Origin of the sequence: Kutzneria sp. NPDC051319 (assembly GCF_040682195.1) — a bacterium.
Classification (GTDB): Bacteria; Actinomycetota; Actinomycetes; order Mycobacteriales; family Pseudonocardiaceae; genus Kutzneria.
Genome location: NZ_JBFBAM010000017.1, coordinates 112,266 through 129,335 on the forward strand (window position 1 = coordinate 112,266; position 17,070 = coordinate 129,335).

Below are 17,070 nucleotides of genomic sequence, written 5' to 3' on the forward strand. Positions count from 1 at the left end.
GGCTTCCTACCGTCGGGTGCCATGACCATCACCGCGCCGAAGACCGGGCCCAAGCGCCGTTACGCGTGGCTCGCGGCCAACGAGGGCAGCGAGGACTTCTCGCTGCGCTACGCCGCCCAGTCCTTCCGCCGCTGGTCCCCGTTCGCGGTGGCCGGCACGGCGCTGGGCGGCATCGCCTACCTGGCCGACTTCGCCATCGGGGCCAGCATCGTGATGCTGCACGGCTTCTCCTCGGCGGCGCTGGCCATCGGCATCGCGGCGGTGGTCATCTTCCTGACCGGCATCCCGATCGCCACCGCCTGCGCCCGCTACGGCGTGGACATGGACCTGCTGACCCGGGGCGCCGGCTTCGGCTACTTCGGGTCCACGCTGACCTCGCTGATCTACGCCAGCTTCACGGTGATCTTCTTCTCGCTGGAGGGGTCGATCATGGCCCAGGCGTTCCAGCTGGCCTTCGGGCTGCCGCTGGCGCTGGGCTACCTGCTGACCACGCTGATCGTGCTGCCGTTCGTGCTGTTCGGGATGCGGGCGCTGGCCCGGCTGCAGGCGTGGACGCAGCCGGTGTGGCTGGCCGGCCTGGTGCTGCCGTTCGTCGTCGTGCTGGCCACCCACCCGGAGCGGTTCGGCCAGTTCACGACGTTCGGCGGCGGCCTGTCGCTGACCGGGGTCGGTCTCGGGGCCGGCGTGGCGCTGTCGCTGATCGGGCAGATCGGGGAGCAGGCCGACTACCTGCGGTTCATGCCGGCCAAGACCGAGGCCAACCGGCGGGCCTGGTGGGCGGCCGTGATCGCCGCCGGGCCCGGCTGGGTGGTGCTGGGGGCGCTCAAGCAGCTGGGCGGCGCGTTCCTGGCGTTCTGCGCGTTGGGGGCGATCGGACAGTCCGCCGTCCTGGAGCCGATCGCCCCCTACGTGGAGGCCGTGCGCCCGGTGCTCGGCGCCGTCACGCTGCCGCTGGCCGCGCTGTTCGTGGTCGTCTCCCAGATCAAGATCAACACGACCAACGCCTACTCCGGGTCGCTGTCGTTCGCCAACTTCTTCTCCCGCGTCCTGCACCGCCACCCCGGCCGCGCCTGGTACGTGCTGGTCAACTGCGGCATCGCGCTGGCCCTCATGGAGTTCGGGGCGTTCGCGTTCCTGAACAACATCCTCGGCTTCTACTCCAACGTGGCCATCGCGTGGATCGGGGCCGTCGTCGCCGACCTGGTGATCTGCAAGCCGCTGGGCTGGAGCCCGCCGTACATCGAGTTCAAGCGGGCCTACCTGTACGCCGTGAACCCCGTCGGCTTCGGCTCGATGGTGCTGGCCTCGCTCGTCTCCGTCGTCGCCTACTTCGGCGCTTTTGGGCCGATCGCCGCCGCGTGGAGCCCGTTCATCGCGCTGGTGCTGGCCATGGTCGCGGTGCCGGTGATGGCCAAGCTGACCGGCGGCAAGTACTACCTCGCGCGCCCGAACCTCGTGTCCGGCCCCGAATCCGGTGCGGTCGACCTCACCGCCACGCACGTGTGCGAGGTGTGCGAAGACCCCTTCGAGCTGCCGGACATCGTCGACTGCGTGCACCACGGCGGCGCCGTCTGCTCTCTGTGCTGCACGCTGGAGAGCGCCTGCGGCCAGGCCTGTCAACAGTCCGGCCCGGTGCTCGTGCCGCTCAGCGCTCCAGCGCCGCGAGATTCCGCGCCGTGACGGTGACGCTGTGGTGGTCGGCGGGGTAGACGCGTTGGAACACCAGTAAAGCCTGGCGGTACAGGTCCTTCGCCTCGTCGAACCGGCGCTGGCCCACCAACAGCGACGCCAGCGCCGCGCGGTCGGCCGCCACGATGGGGTGATCGGGGCCCAACGCCCGTTCCCGCAAGGCGACCGACCGCCGCGCGTGGAGTTCGCCCTCGGCGTGCCGACCGCGTGAGTGCTCGATGCCGCCCAGGTTGTGCCACACGGCGGCGGCCTCGGGCTCGTCCGGGCCGATGAGCGCCAGCGCCTCCCGGTACACCCGCTCCGCGTCGTCGTAACGGCCCGCGCACTTGTGCACGATGCCGAGGCCGCACAGCAGGCTCGCGGTGTCCTCCTCGGCCAGCGCCAGCGCCGACAGGTACAGCCCCTCGGCCTCGTCGAGACGGTCGCGGATGCGCGCCATCACCGCCAGGCTGGCCAGCGCGTGCACCCGCAACCGGCCGTGCGGCGGCATGTCGGTGAGCGCTACCGCTTGTCGCGCATGGTGTTCCGCCTCGTCGTACTGCGAGAGCCGCTCGTGGATCGCGCTCAACGCCACGTGGATGTTGGCCGCCTGCGCGGAGCCCGGCTCCGCCTCGGCCAGCGCCCGCTGCGCCGGTGCAAGCGCTGCCACTGCGTCCCCCGCGTCGAACCTCCGCCGCGCCGTGGCCAGGAGATCGTCCATGGCCGGCATGCTCACCAAGACCGCGCCCGGGCGGAAGGGGGCAGGCCCCTAGACGCCCGTGACCTCGTGTTCGCCGACAGTCGCGAATGCCCGATGCTGAGCTGGGACTTTCTGTCCAGTGGAAGTAGCGGAGAGTAGTCCGTGTGTCCGATGCCGGCGGGGCGCGGGTGAGGAGGCAAGATAGGCGGGCACGTCGCTGAGCCCAGGGGAGGCCGTCACCAATGTCCGACTCGTTCGTGCACCTGCACGTGCACACCGAGTACTCGATGCTCGACGGAGCCGCCAAGCTCAAGGACATGTTCGCCGAGTGCACTCGGCTGGGCATGCCCGCGGCGGCGATCACCGACCACGGCAACATGTACGGGGCCTACGACTTCTTCAGGCAGGCCACCGCCGCCGGGGTGAAGCCGATCGTCGGCATCGAGGCGTACATGGCGCCGGGCTCCCGACATGACAAGCGGCGCATCACCTGGGGCGAGCCGCACCAGAAGAACGACGACGTGTCGGCCAGCGGCGCCTACACGCACCAGACGATCTGGGCGGCCAGCAACGAGGGCCTGCACAACCTGATGCGCGCCTCCAGCTACGCCAGCCTCGAGGGCCAGCTGGGCAAGTGGCCGCGGATGGACCGGGAGCTGCTGGCGGCCAACTCCAAGGGCCTGATGGCCACCACCGGCTGTCCGTCGGGCGAGGTGCAGACCCGGCTGCGGCTGGGCCAGGACAAGGAGGCCCTGCAGGCCGCATCGGACTGGAAGGACATCTACGGCGAGGGCAACTTCTTCGTGGAGCTGATGGACCACGGCATCGAGATCGAGAGCCGGGTCCGCGACGGCCTGGTCAACGTGGCCCGGCAGCTGAAGCTGCCGTTCGTGGTGACCAACGACTCGCACTACACCTACGACACGGATCGGGACGCCCACGGCGTGCTGCTGTGCGTGCAGACCGGCAAGACCCTCCAGGACCCGACCCGGTTCAAGTTCGACGGCACCGGCTACTACCTGAAGTCGCCGGAGGAGATGCGGGCGATCGACTCCTCCGACGCCTGGCAGGAGGGGTGCCGCAACACGCTGTTGGTGGCCGAGAAGGTCGACACCACCGAAATGTTCAAGTTCCACAACCTGATGCCGCGGTTCCCGATCCCCGAGGGCATGACCGAGGACGAGTACTTCAAGCAGCAGGTGTGGGCCGGCATGGAGCGCCGGTTCCCGGGCGGCATCGACGAGGAGCACCGCAAGCAGGTCGAGTTCGAGATCGGCGTCATCCTGCAGATGGGCTTCCCGGCCTACTTCCTGGTGGTCGCCGACTTCATCATGTGGGCCAAGAACAACGGCATCCGGGTCGGCCCGGGCCGTGGCTCCGCGGCAGGCGCGCTGATCGCCTACGCGATGGGCATCACCGACCTCGACCCGCTGGCCCACGGCCTGATCTTCGAGCGCTTCCTCAACCCCGACCGCGTCAGCCCGCCCGACATCGACATCGACTTCGACGAGCGCCGGCGCGGCGACGTCATCCGGTACGTGACCGAGAAGTGGGGCGAGGACAAGGTCGCCCAGGTGATCACCTTCGGCACCATCAAGGCCAAGGCGGCCATCAAGGACTCGGCCCGCGTGCTCTACGGCCAGCCCGGCTACGCGGTGGCCGACCGGATCTCCAAGGCCTACCCGCCGGCCGTGATGGCCAAGGACATCCCGCTCAACGGCCTGTTCGACCCGCAGCACAAGCGCTACGGCGAGGCCACCGAGATCCGCGCGCTCTACGAGCAGGACCCGCAGGTCAAGGAGATCATCGACACCGGCCGCGGCCTGGAGGGCCTGATCCGCAACGCCGGCGTGCACGCCTGCGCGGTGATCATGTCCGCGGAGACGCTGACCGACCACATCCCGGTGTGGAAGCGGCCGCAGGACGGCTCGATCATCACGCAGTTCGACTACCCGACCTGCGAGACGCTCGGCCTGCTGAAGATGGACTTCCTCGGCCTGCGCAACCTCACGGTCATCGACGACACGATGAAGAACATCACGCTCAACGGCAAGACCCCGCCCGACCTGGACACCCTGGCGCTGGACGACAAGAAGACCTACGAGCTGCTCGGCCGGGGCGACACGCTGGGCGTGTTCCAGCTGGACGGCGGGCCCATGCGGGACCTGCTGCGCCTGATGCGCCCGGACAACTTCGAGGACATCTCCGCAGTCGGCGCGCTCTACCGGCCGGGCCCGATGGGCGCCAAGTCGCACACGAACTACGCGCTGCGCAAGAACAAGCAGCAGGAGATCACGCCGATCCACCCGTCGCTGGCGGAGCCGCTCAAGGACATCCTCGGCACGACCTACGGCCTGATCGTGTACCAGGAGCAGGTCATGGCCATCGCGCAGAAGCTGGCCGGCTACACGCTGGGACAGGCCGACCTGCTGCGCCGCGCGATGGGCAAGAAGAAGAAGGAGATCCTGGACAAGGAGTACGCCGGCTTCGAGAAGGGCATGCTGGACAACGGCTACCCCCAGGACGCCGTCAAGACCCTGTGGGAGATCCTGGTCCCGTTCGCCGACTACGCCTTCAACAAGGCCCACTCGGCCGCGTACGGACTTGTGTCGTACTGGACGGCGTACCTCAAGGCGAACTTCCCGGCCGAGTACATGGCCGGCCTGCTCACCTCGGTCGGCGACGACAAGGACAAGGCCGCGATCTACCTGGCCGAGTGCCGCAAGATGGGCATCACCGTGCTGCCGCCGGACGTCAACGACTCGATGCGCGAGTTCGCGCCGGTCGGCGAGAACATCCGGTTCGGCCTCGGCGCCATACGCAACGTCGGCGCCAACGTGGTCGACTCGATCGTCGCGGCCCGCACCCAGAAGGGCGCGTTCACCGACTTCTCCGACTACCTGCGCAAGGTGGATGTCAACGCCTGCAACAAGAAGGTCATCGAATCGCTGATCAAGGCCGGCGCGTTCGACTCGCTCGGCCACCCGCGCAAGGGCCTGCACATGGTCCACATCGACGCGGTCGACGCGATGATGGTCACCAAGAAGGCCGAGGCGGACAACCAGTTCGACCTGTTCGGCGCCGGGGACGGCGGCGAGGATCTCGGCGCCAGCGTGTTCGACGTGAAGGTGCCCGACGAGCAGTGGGACTCCAAGCACCAGCTGACGCTGGAGCGGGAGATGTTGGGCCTGTACGTGTCCGGGCACCCGCTCAACGGCGTGGAGCGCGTGCTGGAGGCCCAGGCCGACACCGCGATCGCGACCATCCTGGAGGGCAACCTGCCCGACGGCGCGCAGGTGACAGTCGGCGGCATCCTGGCCTCGGTGACCAGGCGCATCAACAAGTCCGGCGAGTCGTGGGCGTCCGCGCAGTTGGAGGACCTGGCCGGCGGCATCGAGGTGCTGTTCTTCCCGAAGACCTACTCGGTGGTCGGGATGAGCGTGGCCGAGGACGCCATCGTGCTGGTCAAGGCCCGTATCGCCCGGCGCGACGACCGGATCTCGCTGATCGCCAACGACCTGGCCCTGCCGGACCTGGAGATGGCGGCCAGCGGCATGCCGATCAAGCTGACCATGCACGCCGCCAAGTGCACGCGGCCGCTGGTGGCCCAGCTCAAGGACGTGCTCAAGTCGCACCCCGGCTCGACCGAGGTGCACCTGAACCTGATGAACGGCCGGCGCGGCACCATGCTGCGGCTGGACGACGGGCTGCGGGTGGATCCCTCACCGTCACTGATGGGCGACCTCAAGGCCCTGTTGGGACCGGGTTGCCTGGGCTGAAACGGCTGTGAGCCCGGGCACATTCATCGATAATGGGTGCGCCTGGGGGTGCACGTGGGCACACTGTTGTAAACGGGGTTAACCTATCGTTGGTGAACCCCAATTACGTGGCATGGTTAGGGGAAGCCCATGACAGGCACCGAGACGGCGCCCGCGAACTTGTTCACGCCGGAGTTCTTCCAGGACCCGCAGTCCTTCCAGGCCGAGCTACGCGCCGAGGCCCCGGCCCGTGAGGTGATCACCCCCAACGGCTTCCGGGTGTGGGTGGTCAGCCGGTACGACGAGGCCAAGGCGGTGCTGGCCGACCCGACCGTGCAGAAGAACAGCGCCGGCATGCGCAACGCCATGGAGCGGAACAAGACCGACGAGGGCGGGGCCCGGGAGTTCTCCCCCGACCTGAACGCGCACATGCTGTCGATGGACCCGCCGGACCACACCCGGCTGCGCCGCCTGGTCACCAAGGCGTTCACCGCCCGGCGCATCGAGCAGATGCGGCCGCGCATCGAGGAGATCACCGCCGAGCTGCTGGGTCGGCTGACCGCCGGCGACGAGGTCGACCTGCTGGACGTGTTCGCCTTCCCGCTGCCGATCACCGTGATCAGCGAGCTGCTGGGCGTGGACGACAAGGACCGCGACGAGTTCCGCCGTGCCTCCAACACGCTGATCGCCAGCTCCGGCGCGGAGGAGACGCAGGCCGCCGGCAAGTGGATGGCCGGCTACCTGATGCAGCTGGTCGCGGCCAAGCGGGCCAACCCCGGCGAGGACCTGCTGTCGGCGCTGATCGAGACCAGCGAGGACAGCGACCGGTTCAGCGAGCAGGAACTGGTCTCCATGGCCTTCCTGCTGCTGGTCGCCGGGCACGAGACCACGGTCAACCTGATCGGCAACGGCATGCTGGCCCTGCTCAACCATCCGGAGCAGCTGGCCAAGCTCAAGGCCGACCCGTCGCTGATGGCCGGCGCGGTCGAGGAGTTCCTGCGCTTCCGCAGCCCGGTCAACATGTCCACGTTCCGGTTCACCACCGAGCCGGTGGTGGTCGGCGACGTCACCATCCCGGCCGACTCGCTGGTGCTGGTCGGCCTGGGCTCGGCCAACCGCGACGGCGACCGGTTCGAGCACGCCGACGAGCTCGACGTCACCCGTCCGCTCGGCGGGCACCTGGCCTTCGGCCACGGCATCCACTACTGCCTCGGCGCGCCGCTGGCCCGGCTGGAGGGCGAGATCGCCTTCCGCGGCCTGCTCACGGCGTTCCCGGACATGAAGCTGGCGGAGTCGGCGGCCGAGCTCCAGTGGCGGGTCAGCATCCTGATCCACGGGCTTGAGAAGCTGCCCGTGGTCCTGTGACCGAGCTTGCTAGGTTGCCGTTGAGCGCAGGGACCTGCCGAGCGCCAGCGAGGCTGGGTCTGTGACCATCGGGGCATGGCAGCACGAGTAGTCCTGGCCGGAAGCACTCGCCCGGCGGCCCACGGCTTCACCCCGGCCGGCACGCTCGACCCGTCGACCGAAGTCACCGCAACGGTGGTGCTTCGGCGGCGGGCGGCGCTGCCGGCCGGTCTCGTGTCCGGGCCCTCGGTGATCGGCCGGCAGGAGCTGGCCGACCGCTACGGGGCCGATCCCGCCGACGTGCTCCGGGTTCGGACCGTCCTGAGTGGACTCGGCCTCTCCGTGGTGGCCGAGGACCCGGCGTCGCGACGTCTGTCCGTCCGAGGTGATCTGGCCGCCCTGCACCGGGCGTTCGGTGTGTCGTTGGAGGCCGTGTCCCTTGGCGACACCCGGTTGCGGCAGCGGGTCGGGGCGTTGGAGGTGCCGTCGGAACTGGCCGGCGTCGTGCAGGCCGTGCTGGGCCTGGACGATCGGCCTCAGGCCCGCCGCCCGGCCGCTTCCCCGGCCGTGGAGGCCAAAGTGGGGTACACACCGCCCGTGTTGGGCAAGATCTACGGCTTTCCGCCGGCGGTCGACGGGGTGGCGTCGACTGTTGCCGTGATCGAGCTCGGTGGCGGCTACACCGATGCCGAGCTGGCGACGTACTTCCAAGGGCTGGCTGTGGGCCCGGTGGCGGTGCGGGCGGTGAGCGTGGATGGGGGCGCCAACACGCCCAACTCCGGCGTGGATGACGAGGTGCTGCTGGATATCGAGGTGATCGGCGGGCTGGCGCCGGAGGTGCAGCAGCTTGTCTACTTCGCCCCGAACACCGATCAGGGCTTTGTGGACGCGGTCAGCACGGCGGTGCACGCCTCGCCGACACCGGCGGCGGTGAGCATCAGCTGGGGCGCGGCCGAGGAGCTGTGGACCGAGCAGACCCGTACGGCCCTGGACGACGCCTTCGCCGATGCCGCGGCCCTCGGCGTCACCGTCGTCGCCTCCAGCGGAGACTGGGGCGCCGCCGACGAGCAGACCGACGGCAAGCAGCACGTCGACTTCCCCGCATCGAGCCCGCATGTGTTGTCCTGTGGTGGAACCTCCCTTCGCGCCGATTCCGCGACCGGCGTCATCGGCAGTGAGACGGTGTGGAACAACGGCGTCGGCGACCACGCCACCGGCGGCGGGGTCAGCGCCTTCTTCCCCCGCCCCGACTACCAATCCGCTTGCGGCGTCCCGGATTCCGGCCGTGGCGTGCCCGACGTCAGCGCCGTCGCCGACCCCAACACCGGCTACATGGTCCTGGTGCACGGCAAGAGCTACCCCGCCGGCGGCACCAGCGCCGTCGCCCCGCTCTGGTCCGCCCTCGTCGCCCGCCTCGTCCAGCACCTCGGCCGGCCCCTCGGATTGGTGCAACCCTTGCTGTACAAGGATTCCCAGCCCGGTGTGCTCACCTCCGGCTTCCGGGACGTCACCGCCGGCGACAACCAGGGCTACCCGGCCTCTCCGGGCTGGGACCCGTGCACCGGCCTCGGTTCCCCCGACGGCAACGCCTTGCTGGCGGTGTTGCGTCAGCGGCTCACCGGACAGTGACGAGGACCGGCCGGCTGGCCGTCACCGAGCAACTGGACGCCCTCCGCGCGGCGCTGAACCGCAACGAACTGTTGGTGGAGGTGCTGAACCGGGCCGCGGAGTTCGACCTTCCCGGCTGGTATCTGACCGGTGGGTGCCTGTTCCAGACCGTGTGGAACGTGGTCACCGGTCGGCCACCGACCGAGGGGATCAAGGACTACGACCTGTTCTACTTCGACGGCTCGGACCTCAGCCGTGAAGCCGAGAACGCGGTTGTCGAGGCCGGTGCCCAACTGTTCGGCGACCTGCCGGCCGTGGTGGAGATCTGCAACGAAGCGCGGGTCCATCTGTGGTACCAGGACAGCTTCGGTGTGTCGTGCGAACCCCATTCGTCGACCGAGGCGGCCATCGACTCGTTCGCGGCGACGACCTGTTGTCTGGGCGTTCGCCGGACCGGGGCCGATGACTGGCGTGTCTATGCGCCCCACGGGCTCGCCGATGTGTTCAACCTCGTTGTGCGGCCCAATCCGGTGCTGGCACCGCGCCACGTCTATGAGACGAAGACCCGGCGCTGGCGCGAGAAGTGGCCGGAGCTGACGGTGCTGCCCTGGCCGAACGAAGACTAGTTGAACACCACCTCCGGGTTGGTTGGGGTGGGGCCGTCGAGGATGGATCGGTGCTGGCCTTTCAAGGTCTGATCGAAGAAGGCTGTGACGTAGTCGCGGGTGATGGCGATAGAGCGGTCGGCGGAGAGGCCGGGCATGGGGAGGCCGATCTGTGCCAACAAGGTTGGGGCGTCGGTGAAGGAGAGGTGGCTGGAGCCGGTGACGGTGAGCCAGCGGTGCCAGCCGGTGAGCTGCGGGAAGACCTGGTCCCAGGTGGAGTCGGCACCGCCGGGCCGGTGGGTTTCGTTGCCGAGCATGAGGAACGGGCGGCTCATGCCGGATGGGGCGTCGACGTGGAAGGCGCCGTCGAGATTGACGCCGGAAAGGATGCGGGGATCGGCCTCCATGGCGGCCAAGGCGCTGGCGCCGCCGATGGAGTGGCCGGCCATGCCGATGCGAGTGGGGTCGATCAAACCGGGATAGCGGCGGGTGAGCTGGTCGACGACGAACGAGGCGTCCTGGCCGCGGTTGAGGGTCAGGGGGCGCAGATCGGTTGCGGCACAGGCGAGGCACGGCGGCATGCGGTTGCCGGGGAACAGGGTGCCGACGGACTCGTAGGCGTGGTCGATGGCGGCGACGACGTAGCCGTGGCTGGCCAGGTCCTCGGCCAAAGTGGTCAAGGTGTAGCGGGGCGCGCCGAGGCCGGGGGACAACAGGATCAACGGCCGGCGGCCGGGGAGAGGTCGCGAAACCCGGCTGTTGGTTCTGGCGGCGGCGAAGGCCGGGGCGGCGGAGACGGGGAAACCCTGGGCCTGCACGAGAAGCTGGGTCTCGGCGGCGGTGGCGTAGGGGACGGGTGGACCGCCGGGGAAGGCGGGGTAGTAGAGGCTGACCATCAGTTCACGGGGGCTGGACGGGACCCAGAGGTCCGGTCGGTCATGGTCGACGAGGTGCAGAGTGCTGCTGCCGACCGGAAAGGGCCCGGTCGGCGCGGGCAGGTGGATGCCCGTCACGGTTGCCGCGACCATCACAGCCGCGGTGAGGATGCTCATCACGGAGTCGACGCTAGGGCGATCGGCGCATCTGGCGCGTCGGTCTGGAGATGTGAATCCAGCTATGTCGCGGGATGTAGCTCAGGGATTTCTCAGCTGGTCGGGAATAGATTCCGTCGCGTGAAACGTGTGCTGGCGGTGGATGCCCTGCTGGCCGCCGCGGTTTTCCTCGTGGCCTTTGCCTTGACGCAGGAGGCCGTGCCGCTGCAGGTGGCGTTGGTGGCGCCGCTGATGTGGCGGAGACAGGCGCCGGCGCTGGTGTTCGGGCTGATCGCGGCGGCGGCGTTTGTCCAGTGGCTGCTGGACTTGCGGCTGCCGGCGGACATGGCGCTGCTGGTGGCGGTCTACACCGTCGGCGCGCACATGGCCCGGCGCTGGCTGATAGCGGCCGCCGCGTTGCTCGAAGCCGGCATCGTCCTGTACGCCATGGCCTGGGGCGGAGGATTCCTCGTCTCAGCGGCCTTCCTGACCATGGGCGCCCTCGCCGCGTCGGTGCTGGGCGCGGTGATGCGGCAACGGCGACAGCAGGTGACAGCCGACCGCGAGAGGGCCGTGGCCGAGGCGAGAAGGGCCGGGAGCGCCCCGAAAAACGACCGCATCGGCCTGCTCACACCCCGTGAACGCGAGGTCCTGGTGGAGTTGGCGGCGGGCCGGACCAACGCGGAGATCGCCGGCCGCCTGCACCTGGCCCACTCCACGGTCAAGACGCACGTGAGCCGGATCCTGCCGAAACTAGGGTTACGCGACCGCGCGCAGGCAGTGGTGTTCGCGTACGAGACCGGATTGGTCCGCCCGGGTTAGGGTGCTCGCTCGTGACTCCCGACGAGCTCAGCGCCCTCGACCGCGCCCACGTCTGGCACCCGTACGCGCCCATGCCCGGGCGGATCGATCCGCTGGTGGTCACCGGGGCCGAGGGGGTGCGGCTGCGGCTGGCCGACGGGCGGGAGCTGGTCGACGGCATGGCCTCCTGGTGGTCGGCGATCCACGGCTACCGGCACCCCGTGCTGGACGCGGCCGTGACGGAGCAGCTGGGACGGATGAGCCACGTGATGTTCGGCGGCCTCACCCACGAGCCGGCGGTCCGCCTGGCCACGAAGCTGGTGGAGATCACGCCGGAGCCGTTGCAGCACGTGTTCCTGGCCGACTCGGGCTCGGTGTCGGTGGAAGTCGCGATCAAGATGTGCCTGCAGTACTGGCGGTCGCTCGGGAAGCCGGGCAAGCGCCGCCTGCTGACGTGGCGACGCGGCTATCACGGCGACACCTTCCACCCGATGAGCGTCTGCGACCCCGAGGGCGGCATGCACTCGCTGTGGGCCGGCGTCCTGCCGGAGCAGGTCTTCGCCGATGCCCCGCCGGCCGAGTTCGAGCACGACTACGTGCAGCACCTCGTGGACCTGGTCGAACAGCACGCCGACGAGTTGGCGGCGATCGTCGTCGAGCCGGTCGTGCAGAACGCCGGCGGCATGCGTTTCCACGACCCCCGCTACCTGCACGTGTTGCGGGAGGTCAGCCTGGCCAACGACGTGCTGCTGGTGTTCGACGAGATCGCCACCGGCTTCGGCCGCACGGGCGAGCTGTTCGCCGCCGACCACGCGGGGATCAGCCCGGACGTCATGTGCGTCGGCAAGGCCATGACCGGCGGATACATGACCATGTCGGCCGCGCTGTGCACGTCTCGCGTGGCCGACGGCATCTCCAGGGGCGAGGTCCCCGTGCTGGCCCACGGGCCGACGTACATGGGCAACCCGCTGTCCTCGGCGGTGGCCAACGCGTCCATCGACCTGCTGCTGGGGCAGGACTGGCGGGCGGAGATCAAGCGCATCGAGACCGGCCTGCACGCCCTGGACGCCGCGCGGCAGGTCCCGGGCGTGCTGGACGTGCGGATCCTCGGCGCGATCGGGGCCGTGCAGCTCGACCACCCCGTCGACATGGCCGCCGCGCAGCGGGCCGCCGTCGATCACGGAGTGTGGCTGCGGCCGTTCAACGACCTCATCTACACCATGCCGCCGTACGTGATTTCCGACGAGGACCTGTCTCAGGTCTGCCACGCGATAGTCGCGGCCGCGACGGTCGGCTGAGAGCGGGGCGGGGCGAACCACTAACCTGATGGGTCGTGAACATCCTCGTGATCACCGGCACCGGCACCGGTGTCGGCAAGACCATGGTCACCGCGGCCTGCGCGGCCCTCGCGGTGGACAACGGCCAGCGGGTCGCCGTGGTCAAGCCCGCGCAGACGGGCGTCGGCCCGCAGGAGCCGGGTGACCTGGACGAGGTCGCGAGGTTCGCCGGCAAGATCACCACGCGTGAGCTGCGCCGCTTCCCGGAGCCGCTGGCCCCGGACACCGCCGCCGCCCGTGCCGGCATGCCGCAGGTGCACCCCGGCGAGATCGCCTCCGTGGTCGCCGAGCTGGCCGCCGAGCACGACCTGGTGCTGGTCGAGGGCGCGGGCGGGCTGCTCGTCCGGTTCGACGACGAGGGGGCGACCCTGGCCGACGTGGCCTGGGCGCTCAACGCGTTGGTCCTGATCGTCTCCCAGGCCGGCCTGGGCACGCTCAACCACACCGCCCTGACGGCCGAGGTGCTGCTCAAACGGGGCATCGAGTGCGCGGGCGTGGTGATCGGCAGCTGGCCGTCCGAGCCGGACCTGGCGTCGCGCTGCAACCTCGTCGACCTACCAGAGGCGGCCGGTGGTCCGCTGCTCGGCGCGCTGCCCGAGGGCGCAGGACTGTTGGACCCCTCAGACTTTCTTGAGGTCGCTCGGGCCGCCATGTCACCGTGGCTCGGCGGCACGTTCGATCCGGACGTGTTCGCCGAGCAGTTCACCGCGTGAGACTCGTAACACGATGTAGCCCGATGTGACGAGGTCGCGTGAGGCAGACTGCTGGCCAGCGTCACCCGAGTAAGGAGAGCCGCCTGTGACCGCCGTCGACACCGACATCCTCGCCGTCGCCCGTGAGCAGGTGCTGGAGCGGGGCGAAGGACTGGGCCAGGAGCAGCTGCTGGCAGTGCTGCGGCTCGGCGACGACCGGCTGGAGGAGCTGCTCCAGCTGGCCCACGAGGTGCGGATGCGCTGGTGCGGGCCGGAGGTCGAGGTCGAGGGCATCGTCAGCCTGAAGACCGGTGGCTGCCCCGAGGACTGCCACTTCTGCTCCCAGTCCGGCCGCTTCCCGTCGCCGGTGCGCTCGGCCTGGCTGGACGTCCCCGGCCTGGTGCGCAGCGCCCGTGAGACCCGCGACACCGGGGCCACCGAGTTCTGCATCGTGGCGGCCGTGCGCGGGCCGGACGCCCGGCTGCTCTCGCAGGTCCGTGAGGGCATCAAGGCCATCCGCGAGGACGGCAACGACATCCAGATCGCCTGCTCGCTGGGCATGCTCACGCAGGAGCAGGTGGACGAGCTCGTCGCGATGGGCGTGCACCGCTACAACCACAACCTGGAGACCGCCCGCTCGCACTTCCCGAACGTGGTCACCACGCACACGTGGGAAGAGCGCTGGGAGACCCTGCGCATGATCCGCGAGGCGGGCATGGAGGTCTGCTGCGGCGGCATCATCGGCATGGGCGAGAGCGTCGAGCAGCGGGCCGAGTTCGCGGCCCAGCTGGCCGAGCTGGGGCCCGACGAGTGCACGATGAACTTCCTCATCCCGCAGCCGGGCACCCCGTACGAGCAGTACGAGATCGTCGAGGGCCGTGACGCGCTGCGCACCGTCGCCGCGTTCCGGCTGGCCATGCCGCGGCCGCTGCTGCGCTTCTCCGGCGGCCGTGAGCTGACGTTCGGCGACCTGGGCACCAAGCAGGGCATGCTGGGCGGCATCAACGCCATCATCGTCGGCAACTACCTGACCAACCTCGGCCGCCCGGCGGCCCAGGACCTGGAGATGTTGGACGACCTGAAGATGCCGGTCAAGGCGCTGAACCAGTCGCTATGAGCACCGAGTTCTGCGCCCGCTGCGGGCGGGTCGAGGCCGACGGCGACCACACGCGCTGCGCGGTCCTGCTCGCCTCCATCGACCCGCCCCGGTTCTGCGCCGACTGCGGGCGGCGCATGGTCGTGCAGGTGACGCCCGCCGGATGGGTGGCGAATTGCAGCCGACACGGCGAGCGAACGTCGACGTCACCCTCGGTGGACTAGGGTCGCTCGAATGTCGGAGCAAGCGGGCGAGCGGGCCGAGCCGATGCGCATCCCGCCGGTGACCGAGAAGGACCCGGAGCCGGCCTCGTCGACGACGGCTGCTGCCGCGCCTCCGGCCACGGAGGTCCGGACGCCGTCGGTGGCCGAGATCATGGCCATGCTGCCGCAGCCCAGCCGTCCCCACGTGGTGATCAAGCGGGACCTGCTGCCGGCGGTCAGCGTGCTGTCCACGGTGGCCCTGACCGGGCTGCTGGTCGGCTGGCTGTGGTCGATCCTGGCGCCGGCGCAGCGCGTGATACTGGTGGACGGACAGCAGCTGCCGTTGCTGGACGAGAGCTACCACCGGTTCGACGACCTGATCCTGTTCGTGCTCATGGGCTTGGGCATGGGCCTGGTCGTCGGCGGTGTGGTGTGGCTGCTGCGGGAACGCCGCGGCCCGGTGATCATGATCGCCGCGGTGCTGGGGTCGGCGCTGGGCGCGTGGCTGGCCATGAAGGTCGGCGTCTCCTGGGCCGGCAGCCACTACGCCCTGTCCGGCACGCCGGCCAACCGCTCGGTGTTCGAGCAGGCCCCGGTTCTGGAGTCCACGTGGGTCATCCTGGCCCAGCCGCTGGCCACCGCCCTGGCCTACGGCACCCTCACGGCCTGGAACGGCATGGACGACCTGGGCCGCCGCCTCGGTTAGCCGTGATGCAGGGAAGGACGCCTTACCCTCGTTGAACGCAGGGAAGGACGCCTTACCTGCATGCCGCCATGCAGGTAAGGCGTCCTTCCCTGCATGAAGGTGGTCAGTTCGTGCTGGGACGGACGGAGAACTCCGACAGGGCGGCGGGGATGGCGCGGAGTTCGCGGAGGATCCCGGTCTCGCGGTTGAGGACGCGGCGGACCATTCGCAGGCGTCGCAAGGGGTTGCGCTCCTCCAGCAGGCCCTGGCGGTCCTCAATGGTCAGCAGGCAGTCGGCGGCCAGCAGGTGGGCCAGGGTCCCGGTGTCGGCGCCGATCTCGGGTTCCGACCAGTCCTCACGGTGCCAGGCGGCGTTGCAGTAGCGGCGATGCGCGGCCCGGGCCGACTCGGACAGCTGGGGCGCGGCGGCGACGCTCGCGCCGGCTACTTCCGCGTCGGGCAGCCATTCCACGCTGCCCAGCAGGTAGGGCGCGCTGGCGGAGTCCAGGTCCAGCAGGCGAAACCGGCGCTCGCCGCGCGTGACGATGTCGAACCGGCCGTCCGGCAGCCGGTTGACCTGGCGCAGCGTGGCCGAGCAGCCGACGTCGTGCAGCTGGGTAAGCTCGTCCACATCGGTGACCCAGCCCTGTCTCATCGCGACCACGCCGAAGCTGCGCCCGGTCACCGCGCCCGTCACCAGGTCCACGGTGAGCTGACGGTAGCGCGGCTCGAAGATGTGCAACGGCAAGGACGCCCCGGGCAACAGCACTGTGCCCAGCGGGAAGATCGGGAGCGTCTCGGCCACGGGGTCTACCGTACGTCGGAGGCTGACCCCCTGCTGGGTGGTCGCAGCACGGCGAAGGGGTCCGTGACGAGCATTCCGTGCCCCGTGAAGCGGAACAGCGCAGCTGGGCGGCCTCCGGACGGCCCCGGCGGGGAAGTGTGACCGGTGGCCTCGAGAAGTCCGCGCCGGGACAGGACACGCTGGAGGTTGGTCGCCGCGACCCGGTAGCCCAGCGCCGCCGAGTACAGGCCGCGCAGCGCCGAGATGGTGAACTCCGGCGGCGCCAGGGCGAAGCCGAGGTTGGTGTACGAGAGCTTGGCCCGCAGCCGGCCCTGGGCCCGCCGCACGATGGCCTCGTGGTCGAAGGCGGTGTCCGGCAGGCCGTCGACCGGGTACCAGGCGGTGTCGGCCGGCACCTCGGGGTCGACGTCGCACGGGATCAGCCCGACGAAGGCGGTGGCCACGATCCGGCCCCCGGGCACCCGGTCCGGGGCGCTGAACACGGCGAGCTGCTCGACATGTGCCAGCTTCCTGACGTCCACCTTCTCGGCCAGCTGCCGGCGGATCGAGGCCTCCACGTCCTCGTCCTCACGCAGCCGCCCGCCGGGCAGTGACCAGCGGCGAGCGTGCGGTTCCTGAGCGCGCTGCCAGAGCAGGACCTGGAGTGATTCCCGCCTCACTTGCAGCACTGCCGCCAGAACTTCATTGCCGGTCAACCCGGGGCGGCTGATAGGATCAGGCACGTTTTCGATTGTAAG

At 69.8% G+C, this 17,070-nt stretch carries 15 protein-coding genes; 11 read left to right on the top strand and 4 right to left on the bottom strand.

What is annotated here, in order from left to right; all coding sequences use genetic code 11:
- The first annotated feature begins 21 nt into the window (after window positions 1–21).
- Complete coding sequence (locus tag AB0M73_RS19750) at window positions 22–1,680, top strand: hypothetical protein (RefSeq protein ID WP_363892270.1); 1,659 nt, start codon at window positions 22–24, stop codon at window positions 1,678–1,680.
- Here the strand turns inward: AB0M73_RS19750 and AB0M73_RS19755 are convergent.
- A complete protein-coding gene (locus AB0M73_RS19755) occupies window positions 1,646–2,389 on the bottom strand; it encodes a tetratricopeptide repeat protein (protein ID WP_363892272.1) in 744 nt (247 codons plus the stop codon). The genes AB0M73_RS19750 and AB0M73_RS19755 overlap by 35 nt on opposite strands.
- A 221-nt stretch (window positions 2,390–2,610) precedes the next feature.
- Here AB0M73_RS19755 and dnaE point away from each other — a divergent pair, with 221 nt between their 5' ends.
- The 4 genes from dnaE (at window position 2,611) to AB0M73_RS19775 (ending at window position 9,704) form a co-directional block, all read left to right on the top strand.
- The gene (gene dnaE, locus AB0M73_RS19760) at window positions 2,611–6,147 is read left to right on the top strand and encodes a DNA polymerase III subunit alpha (RefSeq protein ID WP_363892274.1); all 3,537 of its coding nucleotides are present in this window, start codon (window positions 2,611–2,613) and stop codon (window positions 6,145–6,147) included.
- 129 nt (window positions 6,148–6,276) lie between these two features.
- The gene (locus AB0M73_RS19765) at window positions 6,277–7,491 is read left to right on the top strand and encodes a cytochrome P450 (protein ID WP_363892276.1); all 1,215 of its coding nucleotides are present in this window, start codon (window positions 6,277–6,279) and stop codon (window positions 7,489–7,491) included.
- Between the two features lie 75 nt (window positions 7,492–7,566).
- On the top strand, window positions 7,567–9,099 hold the full coding sequence (locus AB0M73_RS19770; RefSeq protein ID WP_363892278.1) for a S53 family peptidase: 1,533 nt from the start codon (window positions 7,567–7,569) through the stop codon (window positions 9,097–9,099).
- 74 nt (window positions 9,100–9,173) lie between these two features.
- On the top strand, window positions 9,174–9,704 hold the full coding sequence (locus AB0M73_RS19775) for a nucleotidyltransferase family protein (protein WP_363892280.1): 531 nt from the start codon (window positions 9,174–9,176) through the stop codon (window positions 9,702–9,704).
- On the opposite strand, the gene AB0M73_RS19780 is transcribed toward AB0M73_RS19775, so the two are convergent.
- Window positions 9,701–10,735, bottom strand: coding sequence for an alpha/beta hydrolase (locus AB0M73_RS19780; RefSeq protein WP_363892406.1), 1,035 nt, complete (start codon window positions 10,733–10,735; stop codon window positions 9,701–9,703). The genes AB0M73_RS19775 and AB0M73_RS19780 overlap by 4 nt on opposite strands.
- Window positions 10,736–10,855: 120 nt before the next feature.
- Here AB0M73_RS19780 and AB0M73_RS19785 point away from each other — a divergent pair, with 120 nt between their 5' ends.
- From AB0M73_RS19785 to AB0M73_RS19810, 6 genes are all read left to right on the top strand, one after another.
- Window positions 10,856–11,536, top strand: coding sequence for a response regulator transcription factor (locus AB0M73_RS19785; protein WP_363892282.1), 681 nt, complete (start codon window positions 10,856–10,858; stop codon window positions 11,534–11,536).
- A gap of 11 nt (window positions 11,537–11,547) precedes the next feature.
- Window positions 11,548–12,813 carry an adenosylmethionine--8-amino-7-oxononanoate transaminase gene (locus AB0M73_RS19790; RefSeq protein WP_363892284.1) on the top strand — a complete coding sequence of 422 codons (1,266 nt, stop codon included), beginning with the start codon at window positions 11,548–11,550 and terminating at the stop codon, window positions 12,811–12,813.
- Between the two features lie 35 nt (window positions 12,814–12,848).
- Window positions 12,849–13,565, top strand: coding sequence for a dethiobiotin synthase (bioD, locus tag AB0M73_RS19795; RefSeq protein WP_043723115.1), 717 nt, complete (start codon window positions 12,849–12,851; stop codon window positions 13,563–13,565).
- An 85-nt stretch (window positions 13,566–13,650) separates the two neighbouring features.
- Window positions 13,651–14,661, top strand: a complete 1,011-nt coding sequence (gene bioB / locus AB0M73_RS19800; protein WP_363892287.1) for a biotin synthase BioB — start codon at window positions 13,651–13,653, stop codon at window positions 14,659–14,661.
- Window positions 14,658–14,864: a hypothetical protein gene (locus AB0M73_RS19805; protein WP_043723119.1), complete on the top strand. Its 207-nt coding sequence runs from the start codon at window positions 14,658–14,660 to the stop codon at window positions 14,862–14,864. The genes bioB and AB0M73_RS19805 overlap by 4 nt, the downstream gene beginning before the upstream one ends.
- 10 nt (window positions 14,865–14,874) lie before the next feature.
- Complete coding sequence (locus AB0M73_RS19810; RefSeq protein WP_363892289.1) at window positions 14,875–15,549, top strand: DUF2567 domain-containing protein; 675 nt, start codon at window positions 14,875–14,877, stop codon at window positions 15,547–15,549.
- 103 nt (window positions 15,550–15,652) lie between these two features.
- Here the strand turns inward: AB0M73_RS19810 and AB0M73_RS19815 are convergent, their stop codons facing one another.
- Together AB0M73_RS19815 and AB0M73_RS19820 are read right to left on the bottom strand one after the other, a co-directional pair.
- Window positions 15,653–16,333 (bottom strand): LON peptidase substrate-binding domain-containing protein, encoded by a 681-nt coding sequence (locus AB0M73_RS19815; RefSeq protein ID WP_363892291.1) that lies wholly within the window; start codon window positions 16,331–16,333, stop codon window positions 15,653–15,655.
- Between the two features lie 5 nt (window positions 16,334–16,338).
- Window positions 16,339–16,998 carry an NUDIX domain-containing protein gene (locus tag AB0M73_RS19820; RefSeq protein ID WP_363892408.1) on the bottom strand — a complete coding sequence of 220 codons (660 nt, stop codon included), beginning with the start codon at window positions 16,996–16,998 and terminating at the stop codon, window positions 16,339–16,341.
- Between the last annotated feature and the right edge of the window lie 72 nt (window positions 16,999–17,070).

Excerpts from the sequence above, each read along its gene's own strand:
- AB0M73_RS19755 (WP_363892272.1), bottom strand. The coding sequence starts at position 2,389 with ATGGACGATCTCCTGGCCACGGCGCGGCGGAGGTTCGACGCGGGGGAC.
- dnaE (WP_363892274.1), top strand. The coding sequence starts at position 2,611 with ATGTCCGACTCGTTCGTGCACCTGCACGTGCACACCGAGTACTCGATG.
- AB0M73_RS19810 (WP_363892289.1), top strand. The coding sequence starts at position 14,875 with ATGTCGGAGCAAGCGGGCGAGCGGGCCGAGCCGATGCGCATCCCGCCG.
- AB0M73_RS19805 (WP_043723119.1), top strand. The coding sequence starts at position 14,658 with ATGAGCACCGAGTTCTGCGCCCGCTGCGGGCGGGTCGAGGCCGACGGC.
- AB0M73_RS19765 (WP_363892276.1), top strand. The coding sequence starts at position 6,277 with ATGACAGGCACCGAGACGGCGCCCGCGAACTTGTTCACGCCGGAGTTC.
- AB0M73_RS19780 (WP_363892406.1), bottom strand. The coding sequence starts at position 10,735 with ATGAGCATCCTCACCGCGGCTGTGATGGTCGCGGCAACCGTGACGGGC.
- AB0M73_RS19750 (WP_363892270.1), top strand. The coding sequence starts at position 22 with ATGACCATCACCGCGCCGAAGACCGGGCCCAAGCGCCGTTACGCGTGG.
- AB0M73_RS19770 (WP_363892278.1), top strand. The coding sequence starts at position 7,567 with ATGGCAGCACGAGTAGTCCTGGCCGGAAGCACTCGCCCGGCGGCCCAC.